At 71.3% G+C, this 14,995-nt stretch carries 9 protein-coding genes; 6 read left to right on the plus strand and 3 right to left on the minus strand.

All coding sequences use genetic code 11. The annotated features are described in order from the left end of the window. Positions 1-110: 110 nt before the first annotated feature. The 3 genes from EMA17_RS45650 to EMA17_RS45660 all read right to left on the minus strand — a co-directional run bounded on the left by EMA17_RS45650 (position 111) and on the right by EMA17_RS45660 (position 5,781). Positions 111-2,471, minus strand: a complete 2,361-nt coding sequence (locus EMA17_RS45650) for a WxL domain-containing protein (protein ID WP_126643122.1) — start codon at positions 2,469-2,471, stop codon at positions 111-113. A 435-nt stretch (positions 2,472-2,906) separates the two neighbouring features. Beyond that, on the minus strand, positions 2,907-4,229 hold the full coding sequence (locus EMA17_RS45655; protein ID WP_126643123.1) for a WxL domain-containing protein: 1,323 nt from the start codon (positions 4,227-4,229) through the stop codon (positions 2,907-2,909). Between the two features lie 307 nt (positions 4,230-4,536). Beyond that, the gene (locus EMA17_RS45660; protein ID WP_126643124.1) at positions 4,537-5,781 is read right to left on the minus strand and encodes a WxL domain-containing protein; all 1,245 of its coding nucleotides are present in this window, start codon (positions 5,779-5,781) and stop codon (positions 4,537-4,539) included. A 735-nt stretch (positions 5,782-6,516) separates the two neighbouring features. On the opposite strand from EMA17_RS45660, the gene EMA17_RS45665 reads away from it, so the two are divergent. The 6 genes from EMA17_RS45665 to EMA17_RS45690 all read left to right on the plus strand — a co-directional run bounded on the left by EMA17_RS45665 (position 6,517) and on the right by EMA17_RS45690 (position 14,836). Further along, positions 6,517-7,365, plus strand: a complete 849-nt coding sequence (locus EMA17_RS45665; RefSeq protein ID WP_126643125.1) for a hypothetical protein — start codon at positions 6,517-6,519, stop codon at positions 7,363-7,365. Between the two features lie 338 nt (positions 7,366-7,703). Beyond that, the gene (locus tag EMA17_RS45670; RefSeq protein WP_126643126.1) at positions 7,704-9,305 is read left to right on the plus strand and encodes a hypothetical protein; all 1,602 of its coding nucleotides are present in this window, start codon (positions 7,704-7,706) and stop codon (positions 9,303-9,305) included. Between the two features lie 281 nt (positions 9,306-9,586). Further along, positions 9,587-11,419, plus strand: coding sequence for a WxL protein peptidoglycan domain-containing protein (locus EMA17_RS45675; protein WP_126643127.1), 1,833 nt, complete (start codon positions 9,587-9,589; stop codon positions 11,417-11,419). Positions 11,420-11,442: 23 nt separating this feature from the next. Then, the gene (locus tag EMA17_RS45680; RefSeq protein WP_126643128.1) at positions 11,443-12,630 is read left to right on the plus strand and encodes a hypothetical protein; all 1,188 of its coding nucleotides are present in this window, start codon (positions 11,443-11,445) and stop codon (positions 12,628-12,630) included. After that, positions 12,627-13,421 (plus strand): hypothetical protein, encoded by a 795-nt coding sequence (locus tag EMA17_RS45685; protein WP_126643129.1) that lies wholly within the window; start codon positions 12,627-12,629, stop codon positions 13,419-13,421. Before EMA17_RS45680 ends, EMA17_RS45685 begins: the two co-directional genes overlap by 4 nt. Positions 13,422-13,468: 47 nt before the next feature. Then, on the plus strand, positions 13,469-14,836 hold the full coding sequence (locus EMA17_RS45690) for a hypothetical protein (protein WP_126643130.1): 1,368 nt from the start codon (positions 13,469-13,471) through the stop codon (positions 14,834-14,836). The last annotated feature ends 159 nt before the right edge of the window (positions 14,837-14,995 follow it).

Consider the following 14,995-nt stretch of genomic DNA (forward strand, 5'->3'; position numbering starts at 1 on the left):
GGAACAAGTTCCACTTTCCTCGGTCGAGGGGTGTCCCGGGCCCGGATACGCGAACGGGGCGCTCTCGCACCGAAAGGTGCGAGAGCGCCCCGCGCGGGGCCGACGTGCCGTCAGGAGACGGTCAGCGTCAGGGTTCCGGTGTACGTCCCGGCCGCCTGGTACGCCGGGACCGCGAGCGACAGGCCCGCGTTCGCGCTGAACACGCCACCGGTCTTGTGCGCCGGATCCGCGGACGCCGCCGAGCTGCACAGCAGCCCGCCGTTGACCGTACCCGCCGAGCCGGTCACGACCTGGCTCGCCGAGTTCGGCTCGGCCACGCACCGAGGTGTCCAGGACAATGCCGAGGCGGGCAGCGAGTAGCCGCCGTCCGCCTTGAAGTCCGAGACGGAGCCGGTGAGTTGCCAGCCGAGCGTGCCCTTGCGGGCATCGGTGACGGTGACCGCGTTCAGCGAGCCCGTCATGGTCTGGTCCCGGTTCGCGAACGGCACGTCCGCGAGCAGGACGCCGTTCCCGGCCTGGGTCATCGACAACGTGCCCGGCTCCTCGCCGGGACCGCCGCCCTCGACGGTGAACGGGGCGAGCGCCATCTTGTTGCGGTCGTTCTTCTCCGCCGCCCGGATCTGGGTCGTCCCGGGTTTGGTCACGGTCAGATCGACGGCGAACGTCCCGTCGGGGCCCGCGGCGATCTCGGTCGTGTCACCGGTGAGACCCAGGTTCGCGTCCAGGGTCTCCAGCACGACGGCCGCGCCGGGGGTGAAGTTCTTCCCCGCCACGTGCGCCTTCGTGCCCGAGGGGCCACGATCCGGGGTCGCGGTGATCGCCCGGGGCAGGACGACCGCCGAGGTCACCGTGACCGGTTGGGACACCGTGGCGATCCCGACGGTGACCTTCACCAGGTAGTTGCCCGGCGGCACAGTCGTACCGAGCGTCGCCCGGGCGGTGAGCGCACCGCCCTGGGCCACCGAACCGGTGCCCGCGGTGAACGCGGAGCCGGTGCAGCCCGAACCGTCCTCCTGGCACAGCTGCACCTGCGGATTGCCCTGGCCGGTGGGCCAGTTCTCCCCGGACAACTGCACCGGGTCGCCCGGCTTGAGCAGGGTCTGCGCGACCACCAGACTCGGCTGGGCCGGCGCGCCCACCATGATCGACTGCGAGACGGCCGGCGTGCCGACGGGCGCGCCGCTCGACGCGATGGTGATCACCTTGAGGCCGTATCCGCCGGGCGTCAGGTCGATCCGACCCGCCTTGGCGACCTTGAAGGTGCCCTTCATGTCGTTGACCTTGAGCACGTCGCCGCCCGGGGTGGCCGGGTTGCCCTTGTCGCCGGTGACCTGTACCTCGCCGGTCTGCGCGCCGGAGAGCTTCACGGTGCCGCTGGGCGTCACCGTGTCCTTCAGCGCGACGACCCAGCTGGACGGGTTGCGCGGGTGGCCGATCCACTTCCAGCCGACGGTGACCTCGTCGCCGATCTCGTACCACGACTTGGCCGGACTCACCGAGAGCGCGACCTCCGGTGACCAGTCGAACGCCGGGCCGTTGCCCCACGCCGGGGTGTAGCGCACGGTGTACTTGACCGGCTCGGAGTGCCGCATCGCGTCCTTGGCGACCGAGACCGGCACCAGGATCGACGTGGCGCCCGAGGCGATCCGCACCTGTCGCACGCCGTCCGACAGACCGGCGGCGACCCGGACCTGGCCCGACAACTTTCCGGAGGCGTCGACGGTGAGGGTGGAGCCCGACGCCCCTTCCGTCGCACAGGCGTTGCCGTTCAGGTCGCACAACTCGACACCGACCGGACCGACGGGCCAGTTCTCCCCGGTCACGTCGATGCCCGCGCCCGGCCGGACCACGTTCCAGCCGAACGTCACGGTCGGCGCCTTGACCGCGCCGTCCACCGCGAGCGTCGCGCCCACGCCCGGCGTGCCGTTGGGCGTGCACGGCGTGTCCCAGCTGCCGAACATGTTCGCGGTGCTGGTGTAGCCGCCGGGGGAGAGCTTCAGCTCGCCCGGCTTGGTGATCTTGAGCGTGCCCGTCATGTTCGACAGCCACAACTTCTCGCCGCCGGGGGTCTGCGCGTTCTTCTGCGGACCCTCCATGGCGATCTCGCCGCCCTGCGCGCCGGAGACGAGGACCTTGCCGCGCGGCTTGACCGCGTCGGCGTTCACGGTCACCGACGACGGATTCTTCGCCGCGTCCTTCCACGTCCAGGTGACGGTGACCTCGTCGCCGACGTTGTACTTCGGCTTGACCGGATCGACCGTGAGGTCGACCTGGGCGTCGAAGTCGAACGGACCGCCACCGATGCTCGGCGGTACACAGTGCACGTTGTACGTCACCGGAGCCGCGTTCGCGGACTGCGCCCCCGCGCCCACGCCCAGGGCACCGGCCACGAGGGCGGTGCCCAGTACGCCGGCGACGCGCTTGTTGCGGGATCCGGACCCAGTGCTTTCCCTGGTTCTTGGTCTGAGCATGTGGTGCTGTCCCTCCTCGGGATGCCTGCCTGGCCCGCCGGGGGAGCGAGCAGTCGAACACCACACCGGGACCGGCCCGTCGCCGTCGGTGACCCGCGCGGCGCGGGACGGTCGATTCGGTGCCGTGCGCCGATTTTCGACGTCGGCGGGGTGACACCCGACCCCGCCGCTGTCACCCGGTCTTTCCCTGCGATGAAACCTGTTCCAGAAAACGGCGCCTCCCATTGAGCCCGTGGGCGTTTGCGAAGTCAACAGCGGAACGCGTTCCGACGACAACGATTTGTGTGCGCCGTCGACCGGTGTCGCAGCCGCGGGTCCGATGGGCGAAAGGCGTTGGCGCGTACGGGAAATGGGCGACGGGACGCCCACCGCGCAGTGAGGGATTGCGGTGGGCGCCCCGTGCCGATCAGCCGTGCCGGCGAACCGTGTCCGTGATCAGGAGATCGACAGGGTCAGCGTCGCGCTGTAGTCGCCGGCGCCCTGGTAGGCCGGAACCTTCAGGTCGATGTCGGCGTCGGCGGAGAAGGTGCCGCCGGTGTTGGTCGCGCCCTGCGGGACCGAGGCCAGGGTCGCGCCCGAGCCGATGGTGCCCGCGCTGCCCGCGACCGGGGTGCCCTTGGACTTCTCGTCGGCCTTGGCGGCCTTCGGCTTCCAGGAGAAGTGGTCGGCGGGGATGCTCTCGCCGGCCGCGTTCTCGAAGTCGGTGACCGAACCGGTCAGCGTCCACCCGGCGTTGCCGCCGCGCAGGTCGGACACGGTGACCGTGTTGAGCTTGCCGGTCATGGTCTGGTCCTGGGCGCTCACCGCGACGTCGGACATGCGGATGCCGCCCGCCTGCTGGGTGATCGCCAGGGAGCCGGCGGTGATCGTGCCGTCCAGCTTCTGGGTCAGGTCGCCCGGCTGGGTCGGGTCGACCTTCTTGCGGACCAGCAGCTGGGCCTGGCCGCTGTTGCCCTCGGAGTCGGCCACCGCGAGGGTGTGCGCGCCGTTGGCGACGTTGTCGGCGAGCTTGACGTTGCCGGTCAGGTTGCCGGACGCGTCCACCGTGAGGGTGGAGGACACGATCCCGGCGGCCCCGCCGTCCAGCGTCGCGGTCACCGCGCCGGGGGCGAACTTGCTTCCGGTCAGGGCCACTTCGCTGCCCGGCTCGACCGCGGTCGAGGGTGCGTTGAGCACCGGCTTGTCGGCCGCGCCGACCTTGAGCGTGGCCGAGGGGGCGACCGTGTTCACCGGGTTGCACTTGGTCTCGGCGTCCAGGCCGAACGCCTTGGTGAAGGTCGAGTACAGGCCCGGGGTCAGCGTCACGTCGCCGGCCTGGGTCAGCTTGACCTTGCCGGTCATGTTGGTGAGCACCAGCTCCTGGCCCGGCAGGGTCTCCGGGTTGATCCGCTGCCCCTCGACCGCGACCGCTCCGGTCGCCGCGCCGCCCAGGGTGACGCTGCCCTTGGGCAGGGTGGAGTCCTTGTCCACCTTGCCGACCACGGGGATCTCCGGCGGCGCCTTCGGGTACGACTTCCAGGTCCAGGTGACGGTGACCTCCTCGCCGACGTCGTAGCGCGCCTTGGCGGGCGCCACCGACAGGTCGATCTTGAGGTCGCCGTCCGGGATCACCAGGTTCGGCACGATCTGGTTGACGCAGTGCGACGTGTAGTCCACGTCGGCGGCGTTCGCGCCGGGCGCGAGGGCCACCATGCCGACGGTGCCGGCGATCGTCACCACGCCGAGCGAGGCGGCGAGTTGCCTGTTTGCCTTGAACATAGGGTGCGTTCCTTTTCTCGGATACCGCTCTGCCGGCGCCGGGGTGGGCGGGGCAGCCGAAACACCACGTCGCAGGACCGGGCGCGGGGGGCGGGACGCACACTCCCGCGCGGGCCTCGACGGCGCATGCGCGTCCGGACGGGTGCCGTCGCGAAGTGCGGCCCCGCCGGTCGGTGGAACGTGTTGCAGAAATGGTGCTTGATCATTCCGCTCCACCCGGTGTGCAAAGTCAAGGGATACGGCCGGAAAACCGGAAGGACGCCCTCCTCGTTCGAGCGAGGAGGGCGTCCTTGTGTCCGAGGGTGACTCAGCTCAGACTGAGCGTCAGATTTCCCGTGTAGGCCTCGGAGCGGGTGCCGCCCGGAAGGGACAGGCTCAGCAGGGCGTTGGCCTCGAACGCGCCGCCGGTGACGGCGCCGGTGCTCGGGTTCTGCCGACACAGCACCTCGGCGTCGCCGCCGACCGTGCCGGGCACACCGGTGCCGACGGCGGCGGGCGGGCCCTCGACGGTGGTGCAGGCCGGGATCCAGGTGAGCCGTCGGGCCGGTACGACCTCACCGCCCTGGCCGACGAAGTCGCTGCTCTGCGCGGTCAGCGTCCAGCCGAGTGTGCTGCCGCGCCGGTCCTGGATGGTGACCGGGTTGAGCCGACCCTCCAACTCCTGTGTCGCGTCGCCGGGTCGGAACTCGGGCATGGTCACGCCCGCCGAGTTCTGCCGCATGAACAGCGGCCCGGCCACGGTGTCGGCGGGCGCCTGCGGCACCTGTCCGGCGGGCGGGAGCGGGGGGACTCCCGGCGGAGGCGTGGCGCCCGCGCCCGGGACGCCCGTACCGGGGACGGCGCCGGTGCCGCCGAGGGTCGGGTCGCCGATCGCACCGGCGGTGGGGCCGGTGGGCGCGCCGCTCGTGGGCGGGGCGGACGGTGTGCCGCCGGAGCCGGCCGATCCGCCGGCGCCGCCCGGGCCGCCGGTGCCGGGGCCCGAGGTCGGGGGCGTGCCGACCTGGATGCTCGTCGAGACGGGCAGCCGGTCGGGGTGTACCGGGGTGCAGGGCGAGTCCTGGATCAGGAACTGCTGGAGTACGTACGCCCCGGGGGCCAGGTCGATCCGCCCCTCGGTCGCGAGGGTGAACTTCCCGGTCAGGTCCGCGACCGGCAGGGGTTGCGCGGCGCCGGCGCCCGGGTGCCGGGCGGGGCCGGTGAGTTCGATGTCGCCGACCTGGGCGTTGGAGAGCCTGACGGTGGCCTTGGGCGTCTCGACGTCGGGGAGGACCCCGGTCCACGTCCACGGGTTGCGCGGCGGCGCGGCCCAGTGCCAGGTGACGGTGACCTCCTCGCCCACCTTGTAGGTGTTCTGCTTCGGCGGCGACACGGAGAGCTCGACCTTCGGCTTCCAGGTGAAGGTGGGGCCGCCGGCGAGGGGCGGTCGGCAGCTCACCTCGTGCTCCACGGGTGCCGCCTGTGCCGCGGGTGCGACCGCCGTGAGGCCCGCCGCGCCGGCGACGAGGACGACCGCCGCCGGTATCGCGAACAGCCTCCTGCGGGGTGGAACCATGTGCGGGACGCTCCTTTCCGGGCCGGCCCCGGGTGCGACCGAACGTGGTCGTCGATGCTCGGGCCGGCTTGAAACGTGTTCCATATATGGGCCAAATGCCCATTGATTCGGCATGCCTGACGTGGTGTCAAGGGATCCGGGCGGGCTGTGTCGCGTTCGGAACGTGCCGATGCGCGGACCTGTGCGGTGGCGGACCGGGGCGTCGCGAGCGAGGTGGGGGCCGGCTCGGCGAACGGCGGGAAGTCGGCGGGTTCGTAAGGGTTTGGCGAGGCGCGTGTACGCGACACGTGTCGAGAATGTGGGGTCCTGTCAACCGTCTTGTCGACACAGTGATTTCGCAGGTCGCGCGATATGGAACCGTGTCCGGCGGATGCAGATTTTCTGCTTTTCGCTGTTGTTCGCTCATGCCACTTGTCGTACCGTCACCCGAAGATCTGACGTGACATCAAGTACTGGAACAGTCTCGATGTCTCCCGGATGCGCCGAGAAAGCCCCGCCCAGGGAACGCAAGGCGTGTCCCCGCCGGTGCTTGCGCGGTCCGGTTTTCCCGCCCGGTCCGCGCCTCGAAAGGGGGAAGTCGGGTGTGGCGACCGCGTGTACCCGATGAGCCGGGGCGCGTGCCGGGCCGGTGTGAGCCGACCCGCCGAAACGGCCCTGCCGATCGCGGGTCGCTCCGGCCGTTTCGATCAGGACTTCTCGACGAGCAAGAGATCCCCCCGAAGGGAGAACCACCGTATGGGCAGGCCCATTAAGCGAACAGCGGGTGGCTTGGCGGCGCTCGCCGTCATGGCGGGCGCCATGATGTCGTTTGCGCCGCAGGCCGGCGCGGCGACGTCCAACACGACGCTCAAGTGCGACTTCAGCGACCCGACGGTCAAGGCCGCCATGGGCGGCAAGGACTCGGTCACCGGCCCGCAGGCGTTCACCGTCACCGGTCCGGCCGAGGGCACCGCGGGCAGCTCGATCAAACTGAACATCGACCCGGGAGTCAGCCCGGCGTCCTCGCCGCTCGGCACCACGGTCAAGATCACCCCGACGGTGACCTTCACCGCCAAGTACGAGGGCGGATCCGCCGTGCTCACCGCCGTGGGCGCGACGTTGGACCTGCCGCTCACGGCCAACGCCGGGATCGACGTGCCCTCGTTCGCGGCCAACGTCGCGTTGCCCGCGAAGGCCGCCGGCAAGGTGGACCTGCTGCCGAAGACCTTCGCGCTGAAGATCGACGTCGCCGATCCGAAGCTGACGCTGAACGTTCCGTGCACGGTTACCGACGCCAGTCCCCAGCCCGCCTTCTCGGTCACTCTTCCGGCCGCGAGCACCACCGGGGGCAGCACCAGCTCGGGTTCGACCAGCTCCGGCTCGACCAGCTCGGGTTCGACCAGCTCCGGCTCGACCTCGTCGAGTTCCACCAGTTCCACGGGAACCAGCACCTCGGGCACCACCGCCGGCAACGACTCGCTGGCCAAGACCGGTCCGATGGACGACGCGCTCTCGATGGGCCTGCTCGGCGGGACCGTCGGTCTGCTCGGCGTGGGCGGCGTGCTGCTCGCGACCCGTCGGGTGCGTTCCTCGCGCAACGCCTGACCCGCAAGCGGACGGTCGGCCTCCCGGCTCGGGAGGCCGACCGCGGCGCTTGCCGACGCTATTGACTCCGCGAGGCGATCGCGGGTGAATGGCTCGCCGGAATCTGTAACACGTTTCAATTCACCGTGCGGGGTCCGCGTCCCGCAGGGAATCGACGGACAGCGGGACGGCCGCCTCGGCCGTGTGCCACCGATCTCGAGCGAGGCGACCGCCCAGGTACGGCACCGGAGCGCCGGGCTCGTGGCAGTGCAGTGCTCCTCGGCACCCGCTCCGGTGTGGTGTTCGACCGCCCCCGCCCCCCGGTGGCGGTGGCAACCCCCAGAAGGGAGCAGCACCACATGTTCAAACCCAGCAGGAAGGTCACCGCGTCGTTCGGCGTCGCGATGATCGCGGGTACCGCGGGACTGGTCGCGGGTGCGCCGGCGGCGTCGGCCGCGTCGGTCAACCCGGACCTGACCTGCACCGAGCCGATCCTGCACTGGAACAAGTCCGGCAAGCAGACGTTCGACGTCACGCTCACGCCGGACACCGGTTCGGCGCCGGGGACGGTCCAGGCGAAGATCGACGCGGGCCAGAACCCGCTGCGGACGGACACCGTCTTCGAAAACATCGGATTCGTCGGCCAGTACACCTTCACCCTGAGCACCGGCGGCGAAGTAACCCTGACCGCCCCGAAGTTCGTCGCGAACATCGGCCCGACGCAGGGCATCGACCCGCCCGAGTTCACCGCCGACCTGGCCATCCCGCAGGCCGCGCCGGGCACCCGGATCGATCTGACGCTCAAGACGTTCGCGGTGGACGTCTACCTGCCCACCAACCCGAACGGCAAGATCACCACCGCCACCTGCGCGGTGACCGGGAACAACGGTGTCGTCGCCTCGTACAAGGTCGCCGACGCCCCGGCCGACCCGACCCTGACCACCACCCCCGGACAGGTCAAGCCCGGCGGCTCCCTCACCGTCGCCGGCGCGAACTGGCCCGCGGGTACGCCCTCGGTCACCCTGTGCGACGCGAGTGGCAACGCGTGCGACCCCGGCAAGGTCACCGGCGCGCTCACCGTCACGGACGGCGCGCTGGCCGGTACCGCGACCATCGGCGCGACGGTCGCGGACGGCTCGTACCAGCTCAAGGTCACCGTGGGCGACAAGTCCAAGACCTCGAACGTCACGGTCAAGGCGGACGTCCCGAGCAACCCGCGCAAGCTCACCCTGAACCCGACCCACGGGCCCGTCGGCACCAAGGTCACCGTCAACGGTGAGGGCTACACGCCGAACGCCGCCGTGAACGTGGTGCCGACCAACGCCGCCCACCAGCCGGACGTGCCCGGCATGGTGACGGCGACGGCGGGCGCCGACGGGAAGTTCACCGCCGAGGTCACGGTCACCAAGGCCGACACCACGCTGATCGCGGCGTCGGAGGACACCACCGGCACGCTGTCCGCCGCCGCGCCGTTCACGGTCGACGGGGGCAATCCTCCGGTCGGCACGCTGAAGCAGGACCTCACCGGCTCGATCGCCGGTGGCGGTCTGACGATCTCTCAGGAGAACGGCGGCATCAAGCTGTCCGACGTGACCCTGAACGGCACCCAGCAGAACATGACCGGCGCGCTGAACACGGTGACGGTCAAGGACTACCGCGGTGGCGCCACGGGTTGGACGCTGACCGGCGCGGTCACCGACTTCACCAACGGCTCGGGCGGCACCATCCCGGCGGACAAGTTCTCCTGGACGCCGAAGATCACTCCCGGCGAGGGCTCGCCCAGCCAGGCGGTGGCCGGCAGCGCGGGTCCGATCGGCACGACCGGCGCCACCCTGGCCTCCGCGCCCAACGCGGCCGTCACCGGCGGTACCTTCGCGGCCGACGCGGGTCTGAGCCTGGCGGTTCCGGCCTACCAGGCGCCCGGCAACTACAGCGCGACGCTCACTCTCTCCATCTCCTGACCGACATCTCCCGCCGGACACCATCGGCGGGAGACCCAGAACGGCCCGGAAACCGGGGGCCCGTGGGTCACGGACACCATCCGTGACCCACGGGCCGCCGGCGGCGGGCCGCTGCGGATCGACGCAGAGCGGAGGGTGGGGCGGGCAGCCGGCCCGTCCCGCCCACACCGCACTCGGACGATCCGCGCACGCGACACCCAGGCACACAGCGCGGGCCCTTCGGATCCGCTCCCGAAGCCGGCCCTTTCGATCCGCAGCACCCAGACCAGCTGGAGACACCGATGACGGGCACCCCGGCCCCACCGATCCGCCGGCAAGGCGGACGCACCCGATCCCTGGCCACCCTGTTCGCGGTGCTGGCCACGCTGTTCGCGTCGCTGACACTGGTCGCCCCGGCGCCCGCGTCCGCCGCGGGCAACGGCGAATGGTCGGTCGACCCGTACGTGCCGGACGGCACCAGCCAGAACGCCCGTCGCTACTTCTTCCTCGAAGGCGCGGCCGGCACCACCGTCCCCGACGTGGTGACGCTGCACAACACGAGCCAGGCGCCGCTGACCCTGAAGCTGTTCGGCGCGGACGCGTACAACACCGCGCGCGACGGCGGCTTCGCGCTGCGCACGGTCACCGACAAGCAGAAGGACGTCGGCACCTGGATCCAGGTGGCGCCGGAGAACCAGACGCTGACCCTGCAACCGGGGGAGAAGCGCCAGGTCCCGTTCAACATCGTCATCCCGCCGAACGCCACGCCCGGTGACCACCCCGGCGCCGTGGTCGCGCTGAACACCGCGATCGAGGGCACTCAGCAGCAGGGGCAGATCAAGGTCAACATCCAGCGCCAGATCGGCGCCCGGGTGTACCTGCGCGTACAGGGCGACGCGCTGCCCGCGATGGACGTGCAGAAGGTCGAGGTCGAGCGCGACTCCGGCTTCCACGAGTTCTTCGGGTCGAGCAAGGCGACGATCACCTACCGGATCGTCAACCGGGGCAATGTGATCCTGCGGCCCAAATTCGACCTGAAGGTCGAGGGGTTGTTCGGCCGCAAGCTGATGAGCAAGACCGAGGAGGGCATCGAGATCCTGCCCGGCTCGACGGTGGAGAAGGTCGTCGAGTGGAAGGACGCGCCGCGCCTGGACCACGTCACGGTCAAGGTCGGCGCGGTGGCTCCGGACCAGAAGCTCGACGACTCGGCGAGCACTTCGTACACCGCCGCGCCGTGGCCGAGCCTGCTCACGCTGGCCGCGATCCTGATCCTCGCCGGTCTCGGCTGGGGCCTGTGGCGCAACGGACGCAAGGGCAAGGGCGGGGACCCGGCCGAGCCGAACGGACCGAAGGGGCCGAACGACGACACGACGGTGCTGCCGCCGATTCCGGCCGCGCCCGCGGCGTCCGCCGCACCGGGTGCGGCCGGGGCCTCGGCCGAGACGGCGGAGCCGGTCGAACTCGCGAAGGCGGGGGCTTCGGATGCGGCGGAGGCCGCTGTGGGCGAGGAGGAGGCGAACGAGGCCGGCGCCGGTGTGACCGGGGCGAGCGCGGTCGAGGCAGCGCAGGCGGAGGCGGACAAGCGGGACGAGGACGGGTCGGGCGAGGGCACGGCCGCCTCGGCCGAGTCGGGGTCGGCCGAGGCGGGTTCGCTCCCGGCGGTGGACGCGAAGGCGGCCGCGGGCACGCCGGCCGATGCCGAGGCGATTGCGGCCGATTCCTCCGATGACGCGCCGGTCGCGGCCGAGGCGGCCACGGACGAGGCGGTCGCGGACAAGGCTGCGGCTCCCGTCGCGACACGGTCCGCCCAGGACGCGGGCGACGTGGCCGAACCCGATGCCGACACAACAGCGGCCCAGGAGAGCGAGGTTGCGACCGGCGCGGAGCCGGCCGCCCGGCAATCGGCCGGTTCCGAGACGACGCCCGAGACCGGGACCGAGGCCGCGAAGCCGTCGGTCACGTCCGGCTCGGCAGCCGCCGCGCAGCCGACCGAAGCCGATGCGGCGAGGGTGTCCGGGTCCGCCGCCGCGACGAAGGCCGGCGAGCGGGTCGCCGCCGAGTCCGTGCCCGTCGGGGACCGCGCGGACGCGCCGGTCGCCGAGGGCTCCGCCGACTCCGCGGGGGTCGGCCGTTGATCCTGGCCAACCGGGTCCGTCACGTGGTTCGAGTCGCCCGCCCCCGCGGGGCCGCGCTCGCGCTGATCGCCGTGTTGCTCCTGGGCTGCATAGCCCTGGGCGGCACGGCGCCCGCGCGTGCCGCCGACCCCCCGCCGCCGGGAGCGGGACCGAGCGCGTCGATCGACCCGGGCAAGGTCGCGGCCGGGGACAAGGTGTCGGTCGTCGGTGGCGACTGGACCCCCGGATCCCTGGTCCAGGCAAGCATCTGCGGCGAGAACGGCCTGCGCGGCACCGTCAACTGCGCCGCCGCCGGTGCCGCGAGCGGAACGGCCGACCCCGGCGGCAACATCTCGATCACGCTGACCGCCGCCGTCCCGCCGTCCCCGTGTCCGTGTGTGGTCCGGATCGCGGTGATCATGAACGGCCCGCCGAAGGACGCGAGCGTGCCGCTGGAGATCGACGGCGCGCCGTACGCGCCGCTGCCGGTGACGGTCAAGACGCCCGGCCGGCTGGTCTTCATCGACAGCGCCATGGTCGGCGAGGATTCGATCTTCACCTGGTTCGGCTCACCGGTGCAGCGCCGGTTCCGGATCGAGGTCGGCAACATGGGCCAGACCGCGATCATCAACCCGACCTTCCGGATCGGCTTCTACGAAGGCGTGTACGCCCCGACCTGGGAGGACTACGAGTCGCACGTCACCATCGCGCCCGGACAGCGCACCACCATCTCGCTCCCGGTGGAACTGAACCCCCGGCAACACGGCACGTTCAGCTGGCGGGTGACCTACGACAACCAGATCGTGGACGAACAGGCCCTGGAGGTCGGCCGCCCGTGGGGCGTGTACATCTTCGGCGCGCTCCTGGTGGTCGTGGTCCCGGTGGCGGCCTGGCGGCTGTTCGTGCGCGTCGTCGAACTGATCGGCGAGCAGCGGGCCCGCCGCACCGGCGAGCGCGAGCGCGAAGTGGGCCTGCCCGAATCCTCGTTGCGCGTGACCGGGGCCGACAAGAACCGCAAGTCGGCCGAGGGCGTGGCCGATGACGGCGCGTCGGATTCCCGCACGGCGAACCGACGCCCGGCCGGGACCGACGTCGAGCCGGTCGACCTGAGCAAGCGCCCGATGCGCTCGATGGTCGAGACGATGGCCATCGGCGGTCCGCTGTACGCGGATTCCGAGCCCGGCGGCGACGATCACCCCCGCGCCGGCGACTCCGGGGGAGGGGATCGATGACCCCGCGGCCCGGCAAGGGCGTCGGCGCCCTCATCGCGATCACGGTCGTGGTGGGCACGGTGCTGGTGTTCCACTACGGCCCCGGCGGCGAGTTCGGGGCGTCGCGTACCGATGTCAGCGACCAGGCCGGACCGGGCGGCGGCGGCACGTTCCGCCCCGTGCCGACGGCGGGCGCGGACACGAACTCCGCGCCGCCGAGCGCCGGTTCGACCGGGACGGACCCGTCCGGCGCCGGCCCGTCCGGCGGCGGTACGAGCAGCGGCGGGACCGCCGGCAACGGCGGCACCGGTACCGGAGACCTCGACTGGGACACCAGGATCGAGCAACCGCGGACCCCCGACCGGGTGGACGGCAACGTCAACCCGGGCCCGCTGGCGGTCAGCACGCCGAACGCCGGGCAGAACCGGCTCGTCGTGGACCGCGGCACCGGCACCGCAAAGGGTGCGCTCAACCCGATGCTCGTCCAGGACTTCCGCGGTTCGCGCAACGGGTGGACCCTCACCGGCGCGATGTCCGACTTCCGCGCGGAGGACGGTTCCCGGATCGAGGCGCACAACCTCGTCTGGGAGCCGTACTGCACGCCACACCCGGGGCGCGGCCCGTATCCCAGCTCGGCGAAGCCCGGAAACCGGACCCAGTCGAGCCGTACCGCGACCCTCTGCTCCACCTCGTCCTCACCGGGTGTCACAGGGGGTGAATTCGATGTCGGCGCGGATCTGACCCTGCGTCTGCCCGACCGCAACACGTCGGCCGAGAGCTATTCGGCGACTTTGACGCTCACGCTCAGCTGACCGAAACGACGGGGTGGGTCCCGCCCCGACGAAGGGAGCACAACCTGATGAGCAAGGCCAAGACAAGACTCGCCATGACGGCGATCGGCGGCATGCTGGTCGCCGGCGGCGGGGGCATGTTCGTGTTCGCGCCGAGCGCGCAGGCCGCCGGGACGAGCTCGACGTCCACGGTCAACATGACCTGCACCTTCCCGCCGCAGTTGGGCATGGACCCGGCGACGCTCGATCTGACGTTCAAGTTGGAGGCGCCCGACAAGGTGTCCGCCGGACAGGACGCGACGATCAAGGTGGACGTGGGCGAGACGGTTCCGGCGCCGGTGGACCTGCCCGCCGGTACGGTGAAGTTCTCCGTCGACATGGACGCGAGTGCGGCGGGCGCCTCCACCTCGCCGGTGAAGATCACCGGCGACAAGGGCGATCTCCCGGCGCTGGTCAAGGGTCAGCCGATCACCCTGCCGCCGTTCAACGCCAAGGTCGCGGTCCCGGCGAACGCCACGAACGGCAGCCTGGACCTCACCCTCACCCACATGACGCTCAACGCCGGTGTCAAGGTCGAGTGCGAGCCGAAGACGTCGCCGAAGTTCCTGTCCCTCAACGTGAACGGGAGCGCTCCGAGTACCTCGGCCTCGCCGAGCACCTCCGCGTCCCCGTCCGCGTCCACGTCGCAGGAGCCGCCCGGTCCGCCCAACGGCACCGAGGTGAACGTCGACTACGCGTGCAAGACCGTGGTCCAGGACTTCCCCGGCGTCGAGATCCCGGACTCGACGGCGACGTACGGCGTCACCATCCTCGTGCCCAGCACGGCGAGCAAGGGCGCCAAGCTCGACATCTCGGCCAAGTTCAAGGACGACCTGGTGGGCAAGGCGCCCGGGACCCTGCCGGGCAAGGACATCGACCTCGCGTTCACCCCCAAGTTCGTCATCGACATCGCGCAGGGATCGACCAAGGTGCCGCTGGAACTGGTCGGTCCGGAGAAGGCCCTCAAGGTCAACGGGGGCGACCCGTTGAAGCTGGATGGCCCGCTCACCGGCAAGTTCGACGTGTGGGGTGGTGGCGACTACACGTTCTCGCCCGGTGCCCTGACGATTACCTCCAAGGCGTCCCTCGGCGCCATCAAGGCCACTTCGGTCACCTCGTGCACCGTCGTCAAAACCGCCGTCTCCGCCACCCTCAAGGCCAAGGGCGACGCCGGCACCCCGCCGCCCACGCTGACCCAGTCCCCCACGGGCAACGTCGGCAGCAACGGCGGCAGCAACAGTGGCAGCACCGGCGGCAGCACCGGCGACCTCGCGCACACCGGCGCCTCCGGCGGTGGCATGACCGCGTTCGCGATGGCGGCCGGCACGGCCGTACTCGCCGCGATCGCGCTGATGTTGTTCGTGCCCTACCGTCGCCGGATCCGCAACCAGGTCTGACGTCAGGTCGGTTCCGGGCGGCACGGCCGAATCCGGCCCGCACCGAAAACGCATGCGAAGGGTCCCCTTGCCGGTCCTCACCCGGCCGGGGGACCCTTCGGCTGTATACCGCCCCGACTCCCCCCGCCCCGCCCCGACTCCCGTTCGTCGCCCACGAGA

It is taken from the genome of Embleya hyalina, from assembly GCF_003967355.1.
Classification (GTDB): Bacteria; Actinomycetota; Actinomycetes; order Streptomycetales; family Streptomycetaceae; genus Embleya; species Embleya hyalina.

Coding starts and splice junctions, on each gene's coding strand:
- EMA17_RS45650 (WP_126643122.1), bottom strand. CDS start 2,471: ATGCTCAGACCAAGAACCAGGGAAAGCACTGGGTCCGGATCCCGCAAC.
- EMA17_RS45655 (WP_126643123.1), bottom strand. CDS start 4,229: ATGTTCAAGGCAAACAGGCAACTCGCCGCCTCGCTCGGCGTGGTGACG.
- EMA17_RS45660 (WP_126643124.1), bottom strand. CDS start 5,781: ATGGTTCCACCCCGCAGGAGGCTGTTCGCGATACCGGCGGCGGTCGTC.
- EMA17_RS45665 (WP_126643125.1), top strand. CDS start 6,517: ATGGGCAGGCCCATTAAGCGAACAGCGGGTGGCTTGGCGGCGCTCGCC.
- EMA17_RS45670 (WP_126643126.1), top strand. CDS start 7,704: ATGTTCAAACCCAGCAGGAAGGTCACCGCGTCGTTCGGCGTCGCGATG.
- EMA17_RS45675 (WP_126643127.1), top strand. CDS start 9,587: ATGACGGGCACCCCGGCCCCACCGATCCGCCGGCAAGGCGGACGCACC.
- EMA17_RS45685 (WP_126643129.1), top strand. CDS start 12,627: ATGACCCCGCGGCCCGGCAAGGGCGTCGGCGCCCTCATCGCGATCACG.
- EMA17_RS45690 (WP_126643130.1), top strand. CDS start 13,469: ATGAGCAAGGCCAAGACAAGACTCGCCATGACGGCGATCGGCGGCATG.